Source organism: Acidovorax sp. A1169 (genome assembly GCF_030704685.1).
In the GTDB taxonomy this organism is placed as follows: Bacteria; Pseudomonadota; Gammaproteobacteria; order Burkholderiales; family Burkholderiaceae_C; genus Acidovorax.
Genome location: NZ_JAUZDX010000007.1, coordinates 124,454 through 144,589 on the forward strand (window position 1 = coordinate 124,454; position 20,136 = coordinate 144,589).

At 68.2% G+C, this 20,136-nt stretch carries 16 protein-coding genes; 12 read left to right on the plus strand and 4 right to left on the minus strand.

What is annotated here, in order from left to right; translation table 11 throughout:
* Window positions 1–19 precede the first annotated feature (19 nt).
* Together QYL93_RS13860 and QYL93_RS13865 are read left to right on the plus strand one after the other, a co-directional pair.
* Complete coding sequence (locus tag QYL93_RS13860) at window positions 20–1,276, plus strand: Zn-dependent hydrolase (protein WP_305744316.1); 1,257 nt, start codon at window positions 20–22, stop codon at window positions 1,274–1,276.
* On the plus strand, window positions 1,273–2,742 hold the full coding sequence (locus QYL93_RS13865; protein WP_305744172.1) for a M81 family metallopeptidase: 1,470 nt from the start codon (window positions 1,273–1,275) through the stop codon (window positions 2,740–2,742). The genes QYL93_RS13860 and QYL93_RS13865 overlap by 4 nt, the downstream gene beginning before the upstream one ends.
* Window positions 2,743–2,762: 20 nt before the next feature.
* Here the strand turns inward: QYL93_RS13865 and QYL93_RS13870 are convergent, their stop codons facing one another.
* Complete coding sequence (locus tag QYL93_RS13870; protein ID WP_305744173.1) at window positions 2,763–4,349, minus strand: ABC transporter substrate-binding protein; 1,587 nt, start codon at window positions 4,347–4,349, stop codon at window positions 2,763–2,765.
* Between the two features lie 152 nt (window positions 4,350–4,501).
* Window positions 4,502–4,972, minus strand: a complete 471-nt coding sequence (locus QYL93_RS13875) for a BON domain-containing protein (RefSeq protein WP_305744317.1) — start codon at window positions 4,970–4,972, stop codon at window positions 4,502–4,504.
* Between the two features lie 115 nt (window positions 4,973–5,087).
* Between QYL93_RS13875 and QYL93_RS13880 the strand changes: the two genes are divergently transcribed.
* The 5 genes from QYL93_RS13880 to pdeM all read left to right on the plus strand — a co-directional run bounded on the left by QYL93_RS13880 (window position 5,088) and on the right by pdeM (window position 11,906).
* Entirely contained in the window at window positions 5,088–5,591 is a 504-nt protein-coding gene (locus QYL93_RS13880; protein WP_305744174.1) for a DUF2199 domain-containing protein, read from the plus strand.
* A 101-nt stretch (window positions 5,592–5,692) separates the two neighbouring features.
* Window positions 5,693–6,754 carry a ligase-associated DNA damage response exonuclease gene (locus tag QYL93_RS13885; protein WP_305744175.1) on the plus strand — a complete coding sequence of 354 codons (1,062 nt, stop codon included), beginning with the start codon at window positions 5,693–5,695 and terminating at the stop codon, window positions 6,752–6,754.
* Complete coding sequence (locus QYL93_RS13890; protein WP_305744176.1) at window positions 6,751–8,463, plus strand: ATP-dependent DNA ligase; 1,713 nt, start codon at window positions 6,751–6,753, stop codon at window positions 8,461–8,463. The genes QYL93_RS13885 and QYL93_RS13890 overlap by 4 nt, the downstream gene beginning before the upstream one ends.
* Window positions 8,460–11,174: a ligase-associated DNA damage response DEXH box helicase gene (locus QYL93_RS13895; protein ID WP_305744177.1), complete on the plus strand. Its 2,715-nt coding sequence runs from the start codon at window positions 8,460–8,462 to the stop codon at window positions 11,172–11,174. The genes QYL93_RS13890 and QYL93_RS13895 overlap by 4 nt, the downstream gene beginning before the upstream one ends.
* 18 nt (window positions 11,175–11,192) lie before the next feature.
* Window positions 11,193–11,906: a ligase-associated DNA damage response endonuclease PdeM gene (pdeM, locus tag QYL93_RS13900; RefSeq protein WP_305744178.1), complete on the plus strand. Its 714-nt coding sequence runs from the start codon at window positions 11,193–11,195 to the stop codon at window positions 11,904–11,906.
* Between the two features lie 19 nt (window positions 11,907–11,925).
* Here pdeM and QYL93_RS13905 read toward each other — a convergent pair whose 3' ends face one another.
* On the minus strand, window positions 11,926–12,312 hold the full coding sequence (locus QYL93_RS13905; RefSeq protein ID WP_305744179.1) for a nuclear transport factor 2 family protein: 387 nt from the start codon (window positions 12,310–12,312) through the stop codon (window positions 11,926–11,928).
* A gap of 331 nt (window positions 12,313–12,643) precedes the next feature.
* On the opposite strand from QYL93_RS13905, the gene QYL93_RS13910 reads away from it, so the two are divergent.
* Entirely contained in the window at window positions 12,644–14,878 is a 2,235-nt protein-coding gene (locus tag QYL93_RS13910; protein WP_305744180.1) for an NADP-dependent isocitrate dehydrogenase, read from the plus strand.
* A gap of 102 nt (window positions 14,879–14,980) precedes the next feature.
* Here the strand turns inward: QYL93_RS13910 and QYL93_RS13915 are convergent, their stop codons facing one another.
* Window positions 14,981–16,372: a hypothetical protein gene (locus QYL93_RS13915; protein ID WP_370876974.1), complete on the minus strand. Its 1,392-nt coding sequence runs from the start codon at window positions 16,370–16,372 to the stop codon at window positions 14,981–14,983.
* Between the two features lie 283 nt (window positions 16,373–16,655).
* Here QYL93_RS13915 and QYL93_RS13920 point away from each other — a divergent pair, with 283 nt between their 5' ends.
* The 4 genes from QYL93_RS13920 (at window position 16,656) to QYL93_RS13935 (ending at window position 20,112) form a co-directional block, all read left to right on the plus strand.
* Complete coding sequence (locus QYL93_RS13920; RefSeq protein WP_305744181.1) at window positions 16,656–17,306, plus strand: TetR/AcrR family transcriptional regulator; 651 nt, start codon at window positions 16,656–16,658, stop codon at window positions 17,304–17,306.
* 94 nt (window positions 17,307–17,400) lie between these two features.
* Complete coding sequence (locus tag QYL93_RS13925) at window positions 17,401–17,655, plus strand: hypothetical protein (protein ID WP_305744182.1); 255 nt, start codon at window positions 17,401–17,403, stop codon at window positions 17,653–17,655.
* 194 nt (window positions 17,656–17,849) lie between these two features.
* Window positions 17,850–18,842, plus strand: coding sequence for a tripartite tricarboxylate transporter substrate binding protein (locus QYL93_RS13930; RefSeq protein WP_305744183.1), 993 nt, complete (start codon window positions 17,850–17,852; stop codon window positions 18,840–18,842).
* A 106-nt stretch (window positions 18,843–18,948) separates the two neighbouring features.
* Entirely contained in the window at window positions 18,949–20,112 is a 1,164-nt protein-coding gene (locus QYL93_RS13935) for a Gfo/Idh/MocA family protein (protein WP_305744184.1), read from the plus strand.
* Window positions 20,113–20,136: the final 24 nt, after the last annotated feature.

Genomic DNA, 20,136 nt, shown 5'->3' on the forward strand with positions numbered 1-20,136 from the left:
GGAACCCCGTACCGTGAACATGATGACCAACCCCTCTGCCCTGCTGCCGCGCGTGAACGGCACGCGCCTGTGGCAATCGCTGATGGACCTGGCGCAGATCGGCGCCACGCCCAAGGGCGGCGTGTGCCGCCTGGCCCTGACCGCGCTGGACGGCGAAGGCCGCGACCTCTTCGTGCGCTGGGCGCGCGAGGCCGGCTGCAGCGTGCGCACCGACGCCATCGGCAACATCTTCGCGCGCCGCGCGGGGCGCGACGATGCACTGCCCCCGGTGATGACCGGCAGCCACATCGACACCCAGCCCACGGGCGGCAAATTCGACGGCAACTATGGCGTGCTGGCCGGCATCGAGGTGGTGCGCACCCTGAACGACCACGGTATCGTGACCGAAGCCCCCATCGAGGTGGCGGTATGGACCAATGAAGAGGGCTCGCGCTTCGTGCCGGTGATGATGGGTTCGGGCGTGTTCGCCGGGGCCTTCACGCTGGAGCATGCGCTGGCCCAACGCGACGCGCAGGGCACCAGCGTGGCCGAGGCACTGGCCGCCATCGGCTATGCCGGCGAGCACGGGCCCACGCCGCCCGTGGGCGCGTATTTCGAGGCGCACATCGAGCAGGGCCCGGTGCTGGAGGCCAATGGCTGTGTTATCGGCGTGGTGCAGGGTGCCCTGGGCCAGCGCTGGTACGACGTGAGCGTGCAGGGCATGGAGGCCCACGCCGGCCCCACGCCCATGGAGCTGCGCCGCGATGCGCTGCTGGCGGCCAGCACACTGGTGGCCGAGGTCAACCGCATCGCGCTCAGCCACGCACCGCATGCGCGCGGCACGGTGGGCGTGCTGGAGGTGTTCCCGAGCTCGCGCAACGTGATCCCCGGCAGCGTGCGCATGACGGTGGACCTGCGTGCCGCCGACGACGCCGAGCTGCTGCAGATGGACGCCGAGCTGCGCGCCGCCTGCGAGCGCATCGGCACGGCCAACCGCACGCCCATCGCGGTGGAGCAGGTGGTTTACTTCCCGCCGCAGCCGTTTGCGCCCGCGCTGGTGGAAGGCGTGCGCAGCGACGCCAAGGCCCTCGGCTACGCCGCCATGGACGTGGTCAGCGGTGCCGGGCACGATGCCGTGTACCTGGCGCGGCTGGCACCCACGGCCATGGTCTTCGTGCCCTGCGCCGACGGCATCAGCCACAACGAGATCGAGGACGCCGAGCCCGAGCACCTGGAGGCCGGCTGCAACGTCTTGCTGCAGGCCATGCTGCGCAGCGCCCAGGCGGTGGCCGCATGAAGATCCTCATCGCCCGCCTGAACCACGAGACCAACACCTTCTCGCCCGTGCCCACGCCGCTCGCGGCGTTCGCGCCCGCCTACGGCGAAGATGCGCTGCACGACAACCTGGGCATGCGCACCGCCATGGCGGCCTTCATCGACCTGGCGCAGGGCCTGGGCGCCACGCTGGTCACGCCGGTGTCGGCCATGTCCAACCCCAGCGGCCTGGTGCATGCCGCCGCCTACGATGAGCTCACCCGGCGCGTCGTCGATGCCGCGCCGGGCTGCGATGCCATCCTGCTCGACCTGCACGGCGCCATGGTGGCCGAGAACAGCCCCGATGGCGAGGGCGACCTGCTCGAGCGCGTGCGCGCCGCCGCGCCCGGCGTGCCGATTGGCGTGGCGCTGGACCTGCACGGCAATATCACGCCCAAGATGGTCGCCAACGCCGATGTGATGGTGGGCTTCAAGACCTACCCGCACATCGACATGTACGAGACCGGAGAGCACGCGGGCCGCCTGCTCCTGGCCATGCTGCAGGGCCAGCCGCGCTACAGCGTGGGCTGGCACCAGCTGCCCATGATGGGCCACACCCTGCGCAGCACCACGCTGCAGGGCGCCATGCTGCGGGCTGTGGACGCGGCACGAGCGGCCGAGGCCGATGGTGTGCCCGCCGTCTCGGTGTTTGCGGGCTTTTCGCTGGCCGACATCGAAGCGCCGTTCATGAGCGTGGTCGTCACCGGCCTGGCCGACGCGCCCGAAGCGGCACAGGCTGTGGCTGACCGCATTGCGGCCACCATCTGGCAGGAGCGCGCCGAGTTCGTCTACGACAGCGAGCCCCTGGCGCAGTCGCTGCAGCGCGCGCAGGCCCTAGCGCAGGGCGCCGAGCGCCCGGTGCTGCTGCTGGACCACAGCGACAACTGCATGTCCGGCGGCACCTGCGATTCGATGGATGTCTTGCAGGCCGCGCTGGCCGAAGGCCTGGCGGACATCGCCGTGGGCCCGCTGTGCGACCCCGAGGCGGTGGCCGAGCTCATGGCGGCCGGCGTGGGCGCGCAATGCACCGTGTACCTGGGCAACAAGGTGCCGCTCACCCAGCTCAACGTGGCCAAGAAGCCCGTGGCGCTGACCGGCACGGTGCGCGCCATCAGCGACGGCGAGTACACCGTGACCGGGCCCATCTACACCGGGCAGCGCTGCGCCATGGGGCGCACCGTACTGTTCGACACCGGCGCTGCGCAGATCGTGGTGACCGAAAAGACCCACGAGCCCTGGGACCTGGGTGTGTTCTCGTGCGTGGGGGTGGACCCCACGGCGCACCGCTTCGTGCTGCTCAAGTCACGCATGTACTGCCGCCCGGTGTTCGTGCCGCTGTCGCACGCGCTGGTCGAGTGCGACAGCCCCACGGGCGTGACCAGCTCCAACTACGCGCTGTTCCCGTTCAAGAACGTGCGCCGGCCGGTGTTCCCGCTCGACGCGGTTTGATGGAACACCGGGGGCAGCGGTCAGTTCACCTTGATTAAACGCCAGTCGATGCGGTTATCGGGGCGCTGCACCAGCTCGACGTTCTTCTTCATCGCCCAGGCAAGCATCTGGTTGTGCAGGGGGATGTTGGCCACCGTGTCGTTCTGCAACTGCAGGCCTTCGGTCAGCAGGCGGTTGCGCACGGGCTGGTCGATCTCGGTCTTCACGCGGTCCACGACGTAGTCCATACGCTCGTTGCTGTAGCGGCCCAGGTTGTAGTTGCCGTCACCGCCCGTGGTCTTGGTGCGCGTGAGCGACTGCAGGGTGTACAGCGCGTCGAAGGTCGGCACGCCCCAGCTGAGCAGTGCGATGCTGGCCTCGTGCCGCTGGGCCATGGGGTAGTAGGTCACGGACGGCAGGGTGCGCAGCTTGGCCTTGACGCCCACGCGCGCCCACATCGAGGTGATGGCCTGGCACAGGTTCTCGTCCTGGATGATGGCGTTGTTGCTGCAGGCGAAGTCGACCTCGAAGCCGTCCTTGTAGCCCGCATCGGCCAGCAGCGCCTTGGCGGCATTGGCGTCGTAGGGCAGGCGCTTGTCCACGGCCTCCGTCCAGCCGTTGACCAGGGGCGAAACCATGGCGCCCGTGGGCTTGGACATGCCGCGCATAGTCACGCGCTGCAGCGCGGCCACGTCGATGGCCTGGTACAGCGCCTTGCGCACGCGCAGGTCCTTGAGCGGGTTCTTGCCCTTCACACTGCTGCCCTGCAGCTCGTCGCGGAACTGGTCCAGGGCCAGGTAGACGGTGCGGTTCTCGACCATCTCCATGACCTTGATGTTGGGGTTGGCCCTGAGCCGCTCCAGGTCCTGCAGGCCGGTGTCGCGCACCATGTCCACCTCGCCCGAAAGCAGGGCCGCGATGCGCGTGGCCTCGGACTTGATGGGTGTGTAGACGATCTCGGTGACGTTGCCCTCGGTCTTGCCCGCGTTCCACCACAGCGGGTTGGCCGCAAATACCAGCTTCTGGTCGGGCGCCCATTCCTTGAGCACGAAGGGCCCGGTTCCCATGGCATTGCGGTGGGAGAAGGTCTCGTCCTTGGACTTGATGTCCTTGGGCTCGACAGCGTTGTTCTTCTCGGACCAGGCCTTGCTCATCACGCGCAGCTCGGTCAGTTGGTTGAGCAGCACCGGGTTGGGGTTCTTCAGAAAGATGTCGATGGTCTCGCCATCCACCTTGGCGATGCGGTCCATGCCCTGGGTGTAGATGGCGTAGGTGGAGCTCTTGCTCATGGCACGTTGCAGCGAAAACACCACGTCGTCCGCCGTCATGGTGGAGCCATCGCTGAACTTCACGCCCTGGCGCAGCTTCACGCGCAACTGCGTGGGGCTGACCTGCTGCCAGGACGTGGCCAGGAGCGGCTCGACCTTGAGCGTGCGGCTGTTGAACATCACCAGCGACTCGTACACTGCGGCGTGGATGCCATTGCCCAGTGCACTGTTCTGGGAGTGGATGTCCATGGTCTGGATGTCGGTGGACCCGGCCCACTTGAACGGTTTTGCCGATGCGTGGGGGGCGATGGCTGCGAGGGCCAGGGTAGCGGCCGCGAGCAGGGAGTGCTTGAAGTGCATGGGGGTTTCCTTTGCAAAACAGGAAGGTTTGTAAGAACCGGCAATATGCAGCAGGACGAGCGCACGCCCAAGCCCCCGTTAGGGCGGTGTGGTTCGGCAGCGCAATTGCGCGTCAGGGCCGATTGCACAAACACCGCAACTGGGGTATTTGTCTACTTGGCAAGGGGGTAGCGCGCCGCGCTACGCCCGGTGCCCACCTGCAGCAGGTTGACGACGCCCATCACGTCATCCACCAGCTCCACGGCCTTCTCCAGCGCCCACGCCTGCTCGGCGGACTGCACGCAACCCATCAGCGTGACCAGGCGCCGCTCGCCCAGCACCCATACGCTGGTGTCGTCGAAGCGCCCTTCCTCGCGGATGTAGCGCTGCACGCGCGGAATGATCTCGGCGTCGTACAGGTAGGAGTTGGGCAGCCGGCAACGCCCCACGCGGTGGCAGCTGCCGCCATGCTGTGAGCGCACATGGGCCAGTTCGCGCACCTCGGCCTCGGTGTAGAGCGGACCCTCTGGCACGGGGCAGGCCGCGATGGCCGAGGTGACCTGTACGAAAGGGTCGTTGAAGGCGTTGGTGCGGGCGATGGGCGCCTGCGGCACCGGGCTTTGCGCAAAAGCGCCCGATACCATGGCAACGGCCAGCGCCAGGATGCACCGCCGAACCCCATGGAATGTGAAAATGCCTTTCATCGGATGCCCTCCTTTCGGCACAGCCGCTGCTCCACCAACGAATGAACACCTTCCCATGACCGGATTCCTTTGCGCAACCTGCGGCCAGACCCACGACAGCATACCGATGTGCCTGGGCGCCCCTGCACCGGAGCTGTGGTTCTCGGTACCCGAAGCAGAGCGTGAAGCGCGGGTGGACCTGTCGTCAGACCAGTGCGTCATCGATGGGCAGCATTTTTTCATCCTCGGCCGGATCCTGCTACCCGTCGTCGACGCAGACGATTCTTTCGTCTGGCTCGCATGGGTGTCCCTGAGCGAGGCGAATTTCGTGCGCAGCGGCGAACTGTGGGAGGCCGAAGGACGCGAGGCCGAGCCCCCATACTTCGGCTGGCTGCAGAGTGCCCTGCCCGGCTACACGCCCGGCACGCTCAGCCTGAAAACGAATGTGCAGACCATGCCCCTGGGACAGCGCCCCCTCATCACGCTGGAACCTACGGACCACCCGCTGGCGGTGGAGCAACGGGAGGGCATCACCATGGCCCGGGTGCAGCAGATTGCGGAAGCGGCTTTCCATGGCTGATCGACGGCAGCGCCGGCTGTAGGACACGGCTGCGAGTTGCCGGACGAGCCGTCGCAGGACTGCGTTCCACGCTTAGGATGGCTTGCACAACCACCTGCCCCATGCCCAGCGACCTCATCGTCCACCGCCCCGAAGGCCTGTACTGCCCGGCCGGCAATTTCTACATCGACCCCTGGCGGCCGGTGGAGCGGGCCGTGATCACGCATGCACATTCGGACCACGCGCGCATGGGCTCGGCACACTACCTGGCGCACAAAGACAGCGAGGGCACGCTGCGCAATCGGCTGGGCTCGGACATCGACCTGCAGACGCTGGCCTATGGCGACACCATCGACCACCACGGCGTGCGCCTGTCGCTGCACCCGGCGGGCCATGTGCTGGGCTCGGCCCAGGTGCGGGTGGAGCATGGCGGCCAGGTGTGGGTGGCCTCGGGCGACTACAAGCTCGAAGACGATGGCACCTGCCCGCCGTTCGAGCCGGTGCGCTGCCACACCTTCATCACCGAATCGACCTTTGGCCTGCCGATCTATCGCTGGCCCTCGCAGCCCGCGCTGTTCGCCGACATCAATGCCTGGTGGGCGGCGAATGCGGCCGCCGGCAAGGCCAGCGTGCTTTATGCGTATGCCTTCGGCAAGGCGCAGCGGCTGCTGCACGGGGTGGACGACGGCATCGGGCCCATCGTCGTGCATGGCGCGGTGGACCCGCTCAACGCCGTGTACCGCGCGGCGGGCGTGGCGCTGCCGCCCACGCTGCGCGTGACAGACCCGGGCGTCACCAAGGCCGAGCTGCGCCGCGCGCTGGTGCTGGCACCGCCCTCGGCGGCGGGCACGCCCTGGCTCAAGCGCTTTGGCGAGCATTCCGATGCCTTTGCCAGCGGCTGGATGCTGGTGCGCGGCGCGCGCCGGCGCCGCGGCGTGGACCGGGGCTTCGTGATGAGCGACCATGCGGACTGGCCCAGCCTGCAGAAGGCCATTGGCGCCACGGGGGCCGAACGCATCATCGTCACCCACGGCAGCACCGAGGTGATGGTGCGCTGGCTGTGCGAGCAGGGGCTGGATGCCCAGGTGTTCGCGACCGAGTACGGCGCCGACGACAGCGAGGACGATGCGGGTGCTGCGCCGCCAGCACAGGCCGATGCGCCGGCACCCGAGGCCGCTGCATGAAGGCCTTTGCCCAGTTGTTCCAGGCGCTCGATGCCACCACCGGGCAGTCTGCCAAGCTGGCGGCGCTGGTGGCCTACCTGCGCGTGGCGCCGCCGGCCGATGCGGCCTGGGCCACCTACTTCCTGGCGGGGGGCAAGCCGCGCCAGATGGTGCCCACCAAGCGCCTGAAGGCCCTGGCGCAAGAGGCGGCCGAGCTGCCCGAGTGGCTGTTCGAAGAGAGCTACCAGGCCGTGGGCGACCTGGCTGAAACCCTGGCCCTGCTGCTGCCACCGCCGGTGCAGCCGGTGGACCTGCCGCTGGCCGAGTGGATGGCCCAGCTGCTGCCCCTGCGTGCCCTGCCGCCCGAGGAGGCCGATGCACGCCTGCGCACGCAGTGGGACATGCTGGCGCCGGAGCAGCGCTTCGTGTACTTCAAGCTCATCACAGGCAACTTCCGCGTGGGGGTGTCGCGCCTGCAGGTCACGCAGGCGCTTGCCACCGTGAGCGCGCTGGACCCCAAGCGCATCGCCCACCGGCTCATGGGCTACACGCAGATCGGCCGGCAGCCCCGGGCGGACGATTACAACGCGCTGGTCGCGCCCGTGGATGCAGCCGCGGATGGCGACGCCGGTGGTGCGGGGGATGCGGGCATGGCAGGCCAGCCCTACCCCTTCTTCCTGGCCCACCCGTTCAACCAGCCCGTGGCCGACATGCCCACGCTGCTGGGCGCGCCCGAAGACTGGCTGGTGGAATGGAAGTGGGACGGCATCCGCGCGCAGATCGTGCGCCGGGGCGGGGCGGTGTGGGTCTGGTCACGCGGCGAGGAACTGGTGACCGACCGCTTTCCCGAGCTGGCCGAGGCGGCGATGGCGGCCTTGCCCGACGGCACGGTCGTGGACGGCGAGATCCTGGTATGGCTGCCCGACGAGCCCCAGCCCCGCCCCTTTGCCGACCTGCAAAAACGCCTGGGCCGCAAGACCCTGGGCCCCAAGCTACTGCGCGAGCTGCCGGTGGTGCTGGTGACCTATGACCTGCTGGAGCATGCGGGCCAGGACCTGCGCCAGCAACCCCAGCAGGCACGCCGCGCGCTGCTGGAGGCCACACTGCAAGCTGACCCGGCCGCAGCCATCGCCCCCCCACCGCAGCACACCCTGCGGCTGAGCGCGCTGCTGCAGGGCAACGACTGGGAGGACCTGGCGCGCCAGCGCGAGGCCGCACGCGGCATGGGCACCGAAGGCTTCATGCTCAAGCACCGCCAGGCGCACTACGGCGTGGGCCGCACCAAGGACGTGGGCGTATGGTGGAAGTGGAAGATCGACCCCATGAGCGTGGACGCGGTGCTGATCTACGCCCAGCGCGGCCATGGCCGCCGCGCCAGCCTGTACAGCGACTACACCTTTGCCGTGTGGAACGGGCCGCCCGACGACCCCGAGCGCCAGCTGGTGCCTTTCGCCAAGGCCTACTCGGGCCTGACGGACGTGGAGATCGGCCAGGTGGACGCCATCATCCGCAAGACCACGCGCGAGAGCTTCGGGCCCGTGCGCAGCGTGGATGCGAGCATGGTCTTCGAGCTGGGCTTCGAGGGCATCGGCAAGAGCCCGCGGCACAAGAGCGGCATTGCGGTGCGCTTTCCGCGCATGCTGCGCTGGCGCCAGGACAAGACGGTGGCCGAGGCCGATACCTTGCAGACCTTGATGGCGCTTCTGCCGGGGCAGGACGCCGCCGCATGAGCACGACCCGCCGCCCGCGCAAGCCGCTGCCCACGGTGGCCGCCAGTGCGGCGGCAGGCTGGATGGCTGCGCGCGGCTGGCAGCCTTTCGGCTTCCAGCAGGAGGTGTGGCGAGCCATGGGCGAAGGCCGCTCGGGCCTTCTGCACGCCACCACCGGTGCGGGCAAGACCTATGCTGTGTGGCTGGGGGCGCTGCAGCACCTGGCGCTGGCAGGCGCGCCCAAGGCCCCCGTTGCAGAGGCGAGCGCGCGCACGGCCCTGCGCACACGCCGTGCGGCAGCGCCGCCTCTCACGGTGCTGTGGATCACCCCCATGCGCGCCCTGGCCGCCGACACGCTGCGCGCGCTGGTGGCGCCCCTGCCCGAGCTGGCGCCGGACTGGACCAGCGGCCTGCGCACCGGCGACACCGCCAGCGGCGAGCGCGCCGCGCAGGACCGCCGCCTGCCCACGCTGCTGGTGACCACGCCCGAAAGCGTGTCGCTGCTGCTGGCGCGGCCCGATGCCCATGAGCGCCTGCGCCATGTGCATCTGGTGGTGGTGGACGAGTGGCACGAGCTGGTGGGCAACAAGCGTGGCGTGCAGGCACAGCTGGCGCTGGCGCGCCTGTCGGGCTGGAACCCGGCCCTACAGGTCTGGGGCATGTCGGCCACGCTGGGCAACCTGCAGGAGGCGCTGGACACGCTGCTGCCCCGCCCGGTGCCGGGCGCACCCGCAGTGCCGCCCGCCGTGCTGGTGCAGGGCCGCATCGACAAGGCGCTGCAGGTGGACGTGATGCTGCCCGCCAAGGTGGACCGCTTTGCCTGGGCCGGCCACATGGGCCTGGCACTGCTGCCGCAGGTGGTGCAGTCCATCGAGGCCTGCACATCCTCCTTGGTCTTCACCAACACCCGTTCGCAGGCCGAGCGCTGGTACCAGGCGCTGCTGGAGGCCCGGCCCGACTGGGCGGGCACCATCGCGCTGCACCATGGGTCGCTGGGCCAGGAAGTGCGCGCCTGGGTGGAGAACGGGCTCAAGGCCGGCTTGCTCAAGGCGGTGGTCTGCACGTCGAGTCTGGACCTGGGCGTGGACTTTCTGCCCGTGGAGCAGGTGCTGCAGATCGGCTCGGCCAAGGGCGTGGGGCGGCTGGTGCAGCGCGCGGGCCGATCCGGCCACGCGCCGGGGCGCACGTCGAGCATCACGCTGGTGCCCACGCACAGCCTGGAGCTGGTGGAGGCCGCGGCTGCGCGCCACGCGCTGGCGCTGGGCCGCATCGAGGACCGGCACACGCCGCGCGCGCCGCTGGACGTGCTGGTGCAGCACCTGGTGACCGTGGCGCTGGGTGGCGGCTTCGTGCCCGAGGCGCTGCTGGCCGAGGTGCGCCGCGCCCCGGCCTACGCCGCGCTGGCCGACAACGACTGGCAGTGGGCGCTGCAGTTCGTGCGCCAGGGCGGGGCCTCGCTGGCCATCTACCCCGACTTTCAGCGCGCCGCGCCCGATGAAGAAGGCGTGTGGCGCGTGCCTGATGCGCGGCTGGCACGCCGCCACCGCAGCAACATCGGCACCATCGTCAGCGATGCCAGCATGCAGGTGCAGTTCGTGAGCGGCGGGCGCCTGGGCTCGGTGGAAGAGAGCTTCATCGCCCGGCTGCGCAAGGGCGATGTGTTCATGTTCGCCGGGCGCCTGCTGGAGCTGGTGCGCACCCAGCAGATGACGGCCTACGTGCGCATCGCCCCCAAGGGCAGCGCCGCGCTGCCGCGCTGGAACGGCGGGCGCATGCCGCTGTCGAACACGCTGGCCGACGCCATGCTGGAGATGCTGGAGCAGGCCGAGCGCGGCGTGTACGCTTCGCCCGAGATGCAGTGCGCCCGGCCCCTGTTGGCCGTGCAGGATGCCTGGTCGGCCCTGCCCACGCCCGGCCGCCTGGTGGCCGAGACCCTGCACACCCGCGAAGGCTGGCACCTGTACCTGTACCCGCTGGCGGGCCGCCTGGTACACCTGGGCCTGGCCGGCCTGCTGGCCTGGCGCGCATCGCAGCAGGTGGCCAACACCTTCTCGATCGCGGTCAACGATTACGGGCTGGAGCTGCTCTCGGCCAAGCCCATCGATTGGGCCGCGCTGCTGCCGCGCATCCTGGGCGAAGACACGCCAACCGCCCTGGGCGGCGGGCTCGAAGAGGAGGTGCTGGCCAGCCTCAACGCCACCGAGATGGCGCGCCGGCGCTTTCGCGAGATCGCGCGCATCGCCGGCCTCATCTTCCAGAGCCACCCGGGCGAGCAGCGCAGCAGCCGCCAGCTGCAGGCCTCGTCCTCCCTGTACTACGACGTGTTCGCCCAGTACGACCCCGACAACCTGCTGCTGGCCCAGGCCCGCGCCGAGCTGCTGGCCAACGAGCTGGACATGGAGCGCCTGGCGCGCACCCTGCGCGGCATGCAGGGGCAGACCCTTTCCATCCATGCGCTGGAGCGCCCCACCCCGTTCGCCCTGCCCTTGATGGTGGAGCGCTTTCGCGAGCGCCTGAGCACCGAGACCCTGGCCGACCGGCTGGCGCGCATGGTGCAGGCGCTGGAGAAGGCCGCCGACGACACCACCGGCACCCACGAAGCCGATAATCCGGTGGACCCGGCCAACATGGCCTGGGACGTGCCCGAGGGCGCCACCGCGCCACCCCGGCGCGCGCGCCGAGGCGGTGCCGGCGATACGCCCCGCCGACCGCGAAGGCGCCACGGATTCTGAGTACGACGACGAACGACCTTGCCCGTGAACGCAGACCCTTCTTTCGCCCCTTCACCCACCGCCCCGCCCGCAGGCGCCCAGGCCATCACCCTGCCCGGCGGCACCGCCCTGTGGCTGCTGCCCCAGCGCGCCGTGTGGTGGCCCGCCGCGCGCACCGCCTTCGTCGCCGACGTGCACTTCGGCAAGGCCGCCACCTTCCGCCGCGCGGGCCAACCCGTGCCCCACGGCACCACGGCCGACAACCTGGCCCGGCTCGACGCGGTGCTTGCCGTGACGGGCGCGGAGCACCTGGTCTTTCTGGGCGATTTTTTGCACGCACGCAGCGGCGCGGCCGATGCCCTGTGGAGCCAGTTGCTGCCCTGGCGCGAACGCCATGCTGCAGTGCGCATGACCCTGGTGCGTGGCAACCACGACCTGCATGCGGGCGACCCGCCGGCAGCCCTGGGCATCACTCTGGTCGATGAGCCCTGGCAACCGGTAGAGGGGGCCGAGGCGCTGGCCTGCCACCACCCGCAGTCGGTAGCGGGGGCCACGGTACTGGCGGGGCACCTGCACCCCACGGCGACCCTGTACGGACTGGCGCGTGACAGCGTGCGCCTGCCCTGCTTTGCATGGACGCCGGGGCTGCTGGTGCTGCCGGCGTTCGGGGCGTTCACGGGGTCCGCGGCCGACCACTTGCCACCGGGCACCCTGCGTTTCGTGGTGGCGGGCGCTCAGGTGAAGTGCCTGTGAGCGCGCTTCCGACCCCGCTTCAGAACATTCCGTTCCCGTGCGCCGACCGTTCGGGGACCACCTGCAGCACATCCCAGTGCTCCACGATCTTTCCGTCCGCGTCGAGCCGGAAGATGTCTATGCCCGCATAGTCCTTGTCGCCAGGCCAGGTCTGCAGGCAATGCAGCACCACGTGGTCTCCCTCTGCCAGGGCGCGCTTGAACTCCACGTGTTTGCCGGGGTACTCCCGCGCCATGCGCTCGAAGTAGTCGATGAAGGCCTGCTTGCCATCGGCCACGTGCGGGTTGTGCTGGATGTAGACGCTGCCTGCGTACCGTTCGATGGCCTGCGCGGGCTGGCACTGGTTGAACATCAGGTCATAGAAGGCCATGACGTTGCGCTTGTTCTGTTCCAGACGATCATCCATGCGGGCCTCCTGGCGGCTGCGGTCGGGTATCGGGCCGCCAGCCGGAGCCCTGAACCGCTGGCCATCTTGCCACGCGGCCTGCCGCTTGGCCCTTCTGGCAATGAGGATTTTGAGCTGATTTGGGGCCGCGCCATCCGGACTCCTCGCCCCTCGCACAAGGGCAATCGATAAAAAAATCCCCCGACCCAACGGTAAATTTTGCATAGTGGAATTCAATTGCAAAAATGGAGGTCCGGGAAAGCAGCAAAAGACGAGAATGCGAGAGCATTCGCGTTTGGCCCCGTCGTACCCCGGCGGAAGGCATTTACACACCCGTTTCGTGAGACAAGCCATGACGACCCAGCAACCGACCATCATCTACACCCTGACCGACGAGGCACCTCGCCTGGCCACGGCTTCCTTCCTGCCCATCATCCGCACGTTCGCCGCACCTGCCGGCATCAACGTGGCGGAGTCGGACATCTCCGTGGCCGCCCGCGTGCTGGGCGAGTTCCCCGAGTTCTTGAAGGAAGAGCAACGCGCGCCCAACACCCTGGCCGAGCTGGGCAAGAAGACGCTGCAGCCCGACGCCAACATCATCAAGCTGCCCAACATCAGCGCCTCGGTGTCGCAGCTCAAGGCGGCTATCGCCGAGCTGCAGGGCAAGGGCTACGCACTGCCCGACTACCCGGACCAGCCCAAGGACGACAAGGAAAAAGAGATCAAGGCGCGCTACGGCAAGTGCATCGGCTCTGCTGTGAACCCCGTGCTGCGCGAAGGCAACTCCGACCGCCGCGCGCCCGCCGCCGTGAAGAACTACGCGCGCAAGAACCCCCATTCGATGGGTGAATGGAGCCAGGCATCGCGCAGCCACGTCTCGCACATGCACCACGGCGACTTCTACCACGGCGAAAAGTCCATGACCCTGGACCGCGCCCGTGAAGTGAAGATGGAACTGATCACCAAGGGCGGCAAGGCCATTGTCCTCAAGCCCAAGGTCGCGCTGCTCGACCGCGAGGTGATCGACAGCATGTTCATGAGCAAGAAGGCGCTGCTGGAGTTCTACGAGAAGGAAATCGAAGACGCGCGCAAGACCGGCGTGATGTTCTCGCTGCACGTGAAGGCCACGATGATGAAGGTCTCGCACCCCATCGTGTTCGGCCACTGCGTGCGCATCTTCTACAAGGACGCGTTCGCCAAGCACGCCAAGACGTTCGACGAGCTGGGCGTGAACGTGAACAACGGCATGGTCGACCTGTACGCCAAGATCGAGACGCTGCCCCAAAGCCAGCGCGACGAGATCAAGCGCGACCTGCACGCCTGCCACGAGAACCGCCCCGAGCTGGCCATGGTCGACTCGGCCAAGGGCATTACCAACTTCCACTCGCCCAACGACATCATCGTGGACGCGTCCATGCCCGCGATGATCCGCAACAGCGGCAAGATGTGGGACGCCAACGGCCGCCTGAAGGACGTGAAGGCCGTGATGCCCGAGTCGACCTTCGCCCGCATCTACCAGGAGATCATCAACTTCTGCAAATGGCACGGCGCGTTCGACCCCAAGACCATGGGCACGGTGCCCAACGTGGGCCTGATGGCCCAGCAGGCCGAAGAGTACGGCTCGCACGACAAGACGTTCGAGATCGCCGAAGACGGAGTGGCCAACATCACCGACCTGGCGACCGGTGAAGTGCTGCTGTCCCAGAACGTGGAAGCCGGCGATATCTGGCGCATGTGCCAGGTCAAGGACGCCGCGATCCGCGACTGGGTCAAGCTGGCCGTCACGCGCGCCCGCAACTCCGGCATGCCCGTGGTGTTCTGGCTCGACTCGTACCGCCCGCACGAGGCGCAGCTGATCACCAAGGTCAAGATGTACCTGCACGAGCACAACACCACCGGCCTCGACATCCAGATCATGAGCCAGGTGCGTGCCATGCGCTACACGCTGGAACGCGTGATCCGCGGCCAGGACACCATCAGCGCCACCGGCAACATCCTGCGCGACTACCTGACTGACCTGTTCCCCATCATGGAACTGGGCACCTCGGCCAAGATGCTGTCCGTCGTGCCCCTGATGGCCGGTGGCGGCATGTACGAAACGGGTGCCGGCGGCTCGGCCCCCAAGCACGTGCAGCAGCTGGTAGAAGAAAACCACCTGCGCTGGGATTCGCTGGGCGAGTTCCTGGCGCTGGCCGTGTCGTTCGAAGACTTGGGGCTGAAGACCGGCAACGCCAAGGCCAAGATCCTGGCCAAGACGCTGGACGCCGCCACGGGCAAGCTCTTGGACAACAACAAGAACCCCTCGCCCAAGACCGGCCAGCTGGACAACCGCGGCAGCCAGTTCTACCTGGCCCTGTACTGGGCCCAGGAATTGGCCGCGCAGACGGACGACAAGGAACTGGCAGCGCACTTCGCGCCGCTGGCCCAGGAACTGACCGCCAAGGAAGACACCATCGTGGCCGAACTGGCCGCCGTGCAGGGCCAGCCCGCCGACATCGGTGGCTACTTCCTGCCCGACGTCGCCAAGCTGGACGCCGTGATGCGCCCCAGCGAGACGCTGAACAAGGCACTCAAGGCCTTTGCCTGATCCTTTGGCTGCGGAGCCCCACACTCCCATAGCCCAGGGCCCCGTTCGGGGCCCTTTTTCTTTGCCTGTTGCCCTGCCAGCAAGCAAGCTGGCGGGTGCGGGCTACGGTCGGTCGCGGTCCACCACGCGGCTGTTCAGGGGCTTGGGCACGTAGGCGGGCAGGAAGGCGCAGCCCTTGCCGAACTGCGCTTCATAGGCCGGGCACTGCTGGGCAATGCTGTCGGGCGTGGGCTTCGCGCCCTCGTCCACCCAGCGCAGCAGCGCGGTCATCAGCGTGGGGTAGGTCGGGTCGCTCAGGTAGCTGTGGGTGTTGTGCTGGGTGAAGGTCTGCACCAGGCGGGCGCTGCTGCCGGCGCGCTCCATGGTGCCCTTGAAGTGGGCATCGAGCTCGACGAAGGCGGTCGGGTCGTCCACGCCCTTGACGGTGAGCACCGGCACGGCAATGCGACCCGTGGGGTCGGTGTCCTGCGCGAAGCGTGCCAGGGCCTGCGGATCGGCCTGGTAGCGCAGCACGGCAGCGTTGAGCGCCGCATCGTCGGCCGAGCCCGTGTACCGGGCGCCCGTGTTGCCAAAGGGGCTGGCGTCGCCCGTGCGCAGGTGCACCACGTCGCGGTAGTGGAAGGTGCCCCAGTTCAGGTGGCTGTGGATGGAGCTGGCGGGGATGCGGAGCACGTCGACGATGGTCTTGACCTTGCGCTGCTGCTCGGGCGTGCGCTGGGCGGCCGGCTTGTCCAGGCCCAAGCACTCGTTGGCGCGGGCCGTGAGTTCGGCGGCGGTCATTTTGGCGCTGGCCGGCAGGCCGATGTTCAGCGGGTACTGCGCCTCGCTGGGCAGCGGGTGGTTGTTGCAAAGGTGCTGGTAGACCACCCGCAGGTCGGTGCGGAAGTCGTACGAGCGGCTGCCGCCGGCCAGCAGGCCGCTGGTGAGCAGCACGGCATCGTAGGGCTTGCCGGCCCCGTTGCCGAACATGTCGGCCCCCATGGCGGCCACGCCGGCGCCCCAGGACTGGCCGTGCAGAACGGTGCGGCGCGGCTGGGCCACCTGGGCCACGAAGATCTGGCGCAGCCGCTCGGTGTCCTCGGCCGCGGCGCGCACGGCCACGCCGCCCTGGCGGAAGGTGCTGCCGGCCCAGGCATAGCCGGCACGGACCATGATGGACCAGCGCTCCAGGTCCTCCACCGCGCGCTCGGCCTTGGGCGCACCCAGCGTGGGGCCCCCGTGCGAATGCATCACCAGCACCTGGTTCCACTGGTTCGGCATGGCGATCAGGTAGTAGGCGCCTGCCGAATCCTGGCCCGACAGGCAGCGTGCGATGGCCGCTATGTCCTTGGGGCAGGCGGTGGCCACGGGCGCGGCCTCCTTGCTGGCCGGCGGTGCGCCGGAGGCGCCGGGCGATGGCGCATTCATGGACGCACAGGCGGCCAGCAGCCCGGCGGCGAGGCCCAGCAGGGGCAGCCGCAGCGATGGCGCCAGGGAAGCGGAAAGGGTGGGCATAGGCGATTCGTCTCCGGGTGTGTTGTGTGGTTCTGGATGAGGCGGGCAACAGGTGCGCCGTGGCGCATCGTAGAAAGCGCACTGCACGGCGTCAAATAGCCTGCGCAGGGCAGCTCCATATCCTGCGCATATGGAAACGCATCAGCGAGGACCGGGCTCTACCCTGGCTATAGTTCCCGGAACCTGTGTGGAGCCTTCGCCGCGCCGTATTTCGCCACTGCAAAAACCCTGCCCGCTCCCATTTTTGTCTGGCTTTTGTTAACCATATAGTGAATTATCAGCCATGACCAGAGACTCAGAGACCCCGGCCAAGGAGCGCCAGCGGGACGCCGACCGCTCGCAGGGCGCGATCTTCAGCGCGGCACGCGACGAGTTTGCCGAGCACGGCCTGGGCGGTGCCCGCATGGACCGCATCGCCGAGCGCGCCGGCCTGAACAAGCGGCTGATCTACTACTACTTCGAGGACAAGGAAAAGCTCTTCCAGGCCGTGCTGGAGCAGGCCTACCGGCACATCCGCGAGGAGGAGCGCAAGCTCAACCTGGTGGAGCTGGAGCCCGCCACCGCGATCCGCCGGCTGGTGGAGTTCACCTGGGTCTATTACCTGGAGAACCCGCAGTTTCTGACCCTGCTCAACAGCGCCAACCTGCACAGGGCACGCCACCTGCAAGAGTCGCAGCGCGCGCGCGAGATGAATTCGCCGCTGATCGCCATGCTGGGCGAGGTGCTGGAGCGCGGCCGGCGCGAGGGGAGCTTTCGCGGCGGCGTGGACCCGCTGCAGCTGTACGTCTCGATCGCCGGGCTGTCGTACTTCTACCTGTCGAACAACCACACGCTCTCGGCCATCTTCGGGCGCGACCTGATGGCGCCCAAGGCCCGCAACGAGCGGCTGACGCACATGTGCGATGTGATCCTGGGCTATGTGCTGAAGGACTGAGGGGAAACACCACCCCATGTACATCGCAACGCTCCTGTTCTACTTCGCCGTCCCTGCAGCCATGGCGGCCTTTCTCCTCTGACGCGCCTACCAGATGGGCACCGGGAAGCGTGTCGAACTCACGCGCCAGTGGATCGTGCGCCCGCCCGAAGGGATCGAAGGCTGCGGGCGCCTGTTTGCCTGGCGCGACCTGCTCTTTGCCGCCAGCCTGTTGCTTGCCCTCGGCCTGCTGCTCTGCCTTCCGCACTATGCGGCCGCGTGGATTGCGCTCATGGCGCTCGGCGGCTTCGTGCACCAGGGCTTCACCGGGTACGCACTCGCCAGGCTGCGCAAGAAGCCGCCTCGCTGACTTGCAGCCGCAGCGCGCTCCCTGGTGCGGCGCACCGCTGCCCGCAGTCCTCTTCTCCCCCAGTCCACGGGTAAACCCCTAGCTCTGTTGAATGCGTCTGCGTTGACGCAGGCGCAGCAATGCCTAAAAATCTGCTCTATTCACCATTCAGTGAATTAGAGAGCAAGTCCAAGCCTGCCAACGGAGACAAATCCATGCCCTTCATCTGCACCACCCGTCGCGCTGCTGCCACTGCCCTGGCGGCAGCCACGCTCACGTCGCTGTCTTACAGCGCTTTCGCGCAGGGCGGCTACCCTACCAAGCCCATCCGCGTGATCGTGCCCTTCGCCGCAGGCAGCACCACCGACATCATTGCGCGCGCCATTGCCGACAAGATGGGCCAGAGCATGGGCCAGTCGCTGGTGGTGGACAACCGCGGCGGCGCCAGCGGCACCATCGGCCAGCAGGCCGTGGCCACGGCTGCGCCCGATGGCTACACGGTGATGATCCATTCCTCCTCGCACACCGTGAGCCCGTCGACCTTTGCCAAACTGCCGTTCGACACCGTGGGCGACTTCGCGGGCGTGACACCGATCTCCTCGCTGCCCAATGCGCTGGTGATCTCGCCCGCCAAGGGCATCAAGACGCTGCAGGACCTGGTGGCTTCGGCCAAGGCCAAGCCCGGCACGGTGAACTTCGCCTCCGCCGGCCAGGGCAGCGCCACGCACCTGAACGCCGAGAAGTTCAAGCTGGCCGCGAAGATCGACGCCACCAACATCCCCTTCAAGGGCTCTGCCGAGGCCGTGACCGAGGTGCTGTCGGGCCGCGTGGACTACTACTTCTCGCCGATTGCGCCCGTCATCGGCCAGATCAAGGACGGCCAGTTGCTGGCGCTGGCCGTGGGTTCGCCCAAGCGCGCGGCCGCCCTGCCCGACGTGCCCACCACGGCCGAGGCCGGCGTGCCCGGCTCGGAATTCAACTTCTGGATCGGGATGATGGTTCCGGCCAAGACGCCACGCGACATCGTGAACCGCCTGCACGACGAGGTCGTGAAGGCGCTGGCGACGCCCGAGGTGAAGGAGCGCTTCCTCAAGCTCGGTGCCGATGCCTGGACGCTCAAGCCCGAGCAGTTCGACGCCTACATCAAGGACGAGATCAAGAGCAACGCCGCGCTGGTCAAGGCGGCCGGTCTCCAGCCCACCCAGTAAACCCGGCCGCGCAGCACCGCACGCCCGCCCCTGACATGGGGTGGACAGGCCGCGCCTTTGCCCATTCATTTTTTGCAACTTTGAACAGAACGAACGGACCGACACCATGGCCACCCAACGACTCGGACTCATCATGCACGGCGTTACCGGCCGCATGGGCATGAACCAGCATTTGATCCGCTCCATCTGCGCCATCCGCGCGCAGGGTGGCGTCGTGCTTTCCAACGGCAACCGCGTGATGCCCGACCCCATACTGATCGGCCGCAACGCCGAAAAGATGGAGGCGCTGGCCAAGGCCCATGGCATCGCCCGTTGGGGCACCGACCTCGATGCCGCGCTGGCCAACCCCGAGGACACGGTGTTCTTCGACGCCGGCACCACGCAGATGCGCCCCACCCTGTTAGCCAAGGCCATCCGTGCGGGCAAGCACGTGTACTGCGAAAAGCCCATCGCCACCAACCTGAACGAGGCGGTGGAGATCGCGCGCCTGGCCTCGGGCTCAGGCCTCAAGCACGGCGCGGTGCAGGACAAGCTGTTCCTGCCCGGCCTTCGCAAGCTCGACATGCTGCGCCGCGCGGGCTTCTTCGGCCGCATGCTCAGCGTGCGCCTGGAGTTCGGTTACTGGGTGTTCGAGGGCGACCTGCAGCCCATACAGCGCCCGAGCTGGAACTACCGCACCGAGGACGGCGGCGGCATGATCCTGGACATGATGTGCCACTGGCGCTACGTGCTGGACAACCTTTTCGGTGAGGTGAAGTCGGTCTCGTGCATCGGCGCAACCCACATCCCGCAGCGCTGGGACGAGGCCGGCCAGCCGTACAAGGCCACCGCCGACGACGCGGCCTACGCTACCTGCGAGCTCACGGGCCACAACGGCGAGCCGGTGATCGCGCAGCTCAACATGAGCTGGGCCACGCGCGTGCGCCGCGACGACCTGGTCACCTTCCACGTGGACGGTACCGACGGCTCGGCCGTCGCCGGCCTGTCGAGCTGCCGCGCGCAAAGCCGCGTGGCCACGCCGCGCCCGGTGTGGAACCCCGACGAGAAGCAGACCATGAACTTCTTCGACCAGTGGCAGGAGATTCCCGATTCGCAGGTCTACGACAACGGCTTCAAGATCCAGTGGGAGCACTTCATCCGCCACGTGGTGGAGGATGCGCCTTACACGTGGACCTTGCCCGAGGGCGCCAAGGGCGTGCAGCTGGTGGAGGCGGCCTTGGAAAGCTGGAAGGAACGCCGCTGGGTGGACGTGACGCCCCTCAAAGCCTGACAGCCAGCTCCTTTTCACTCCACA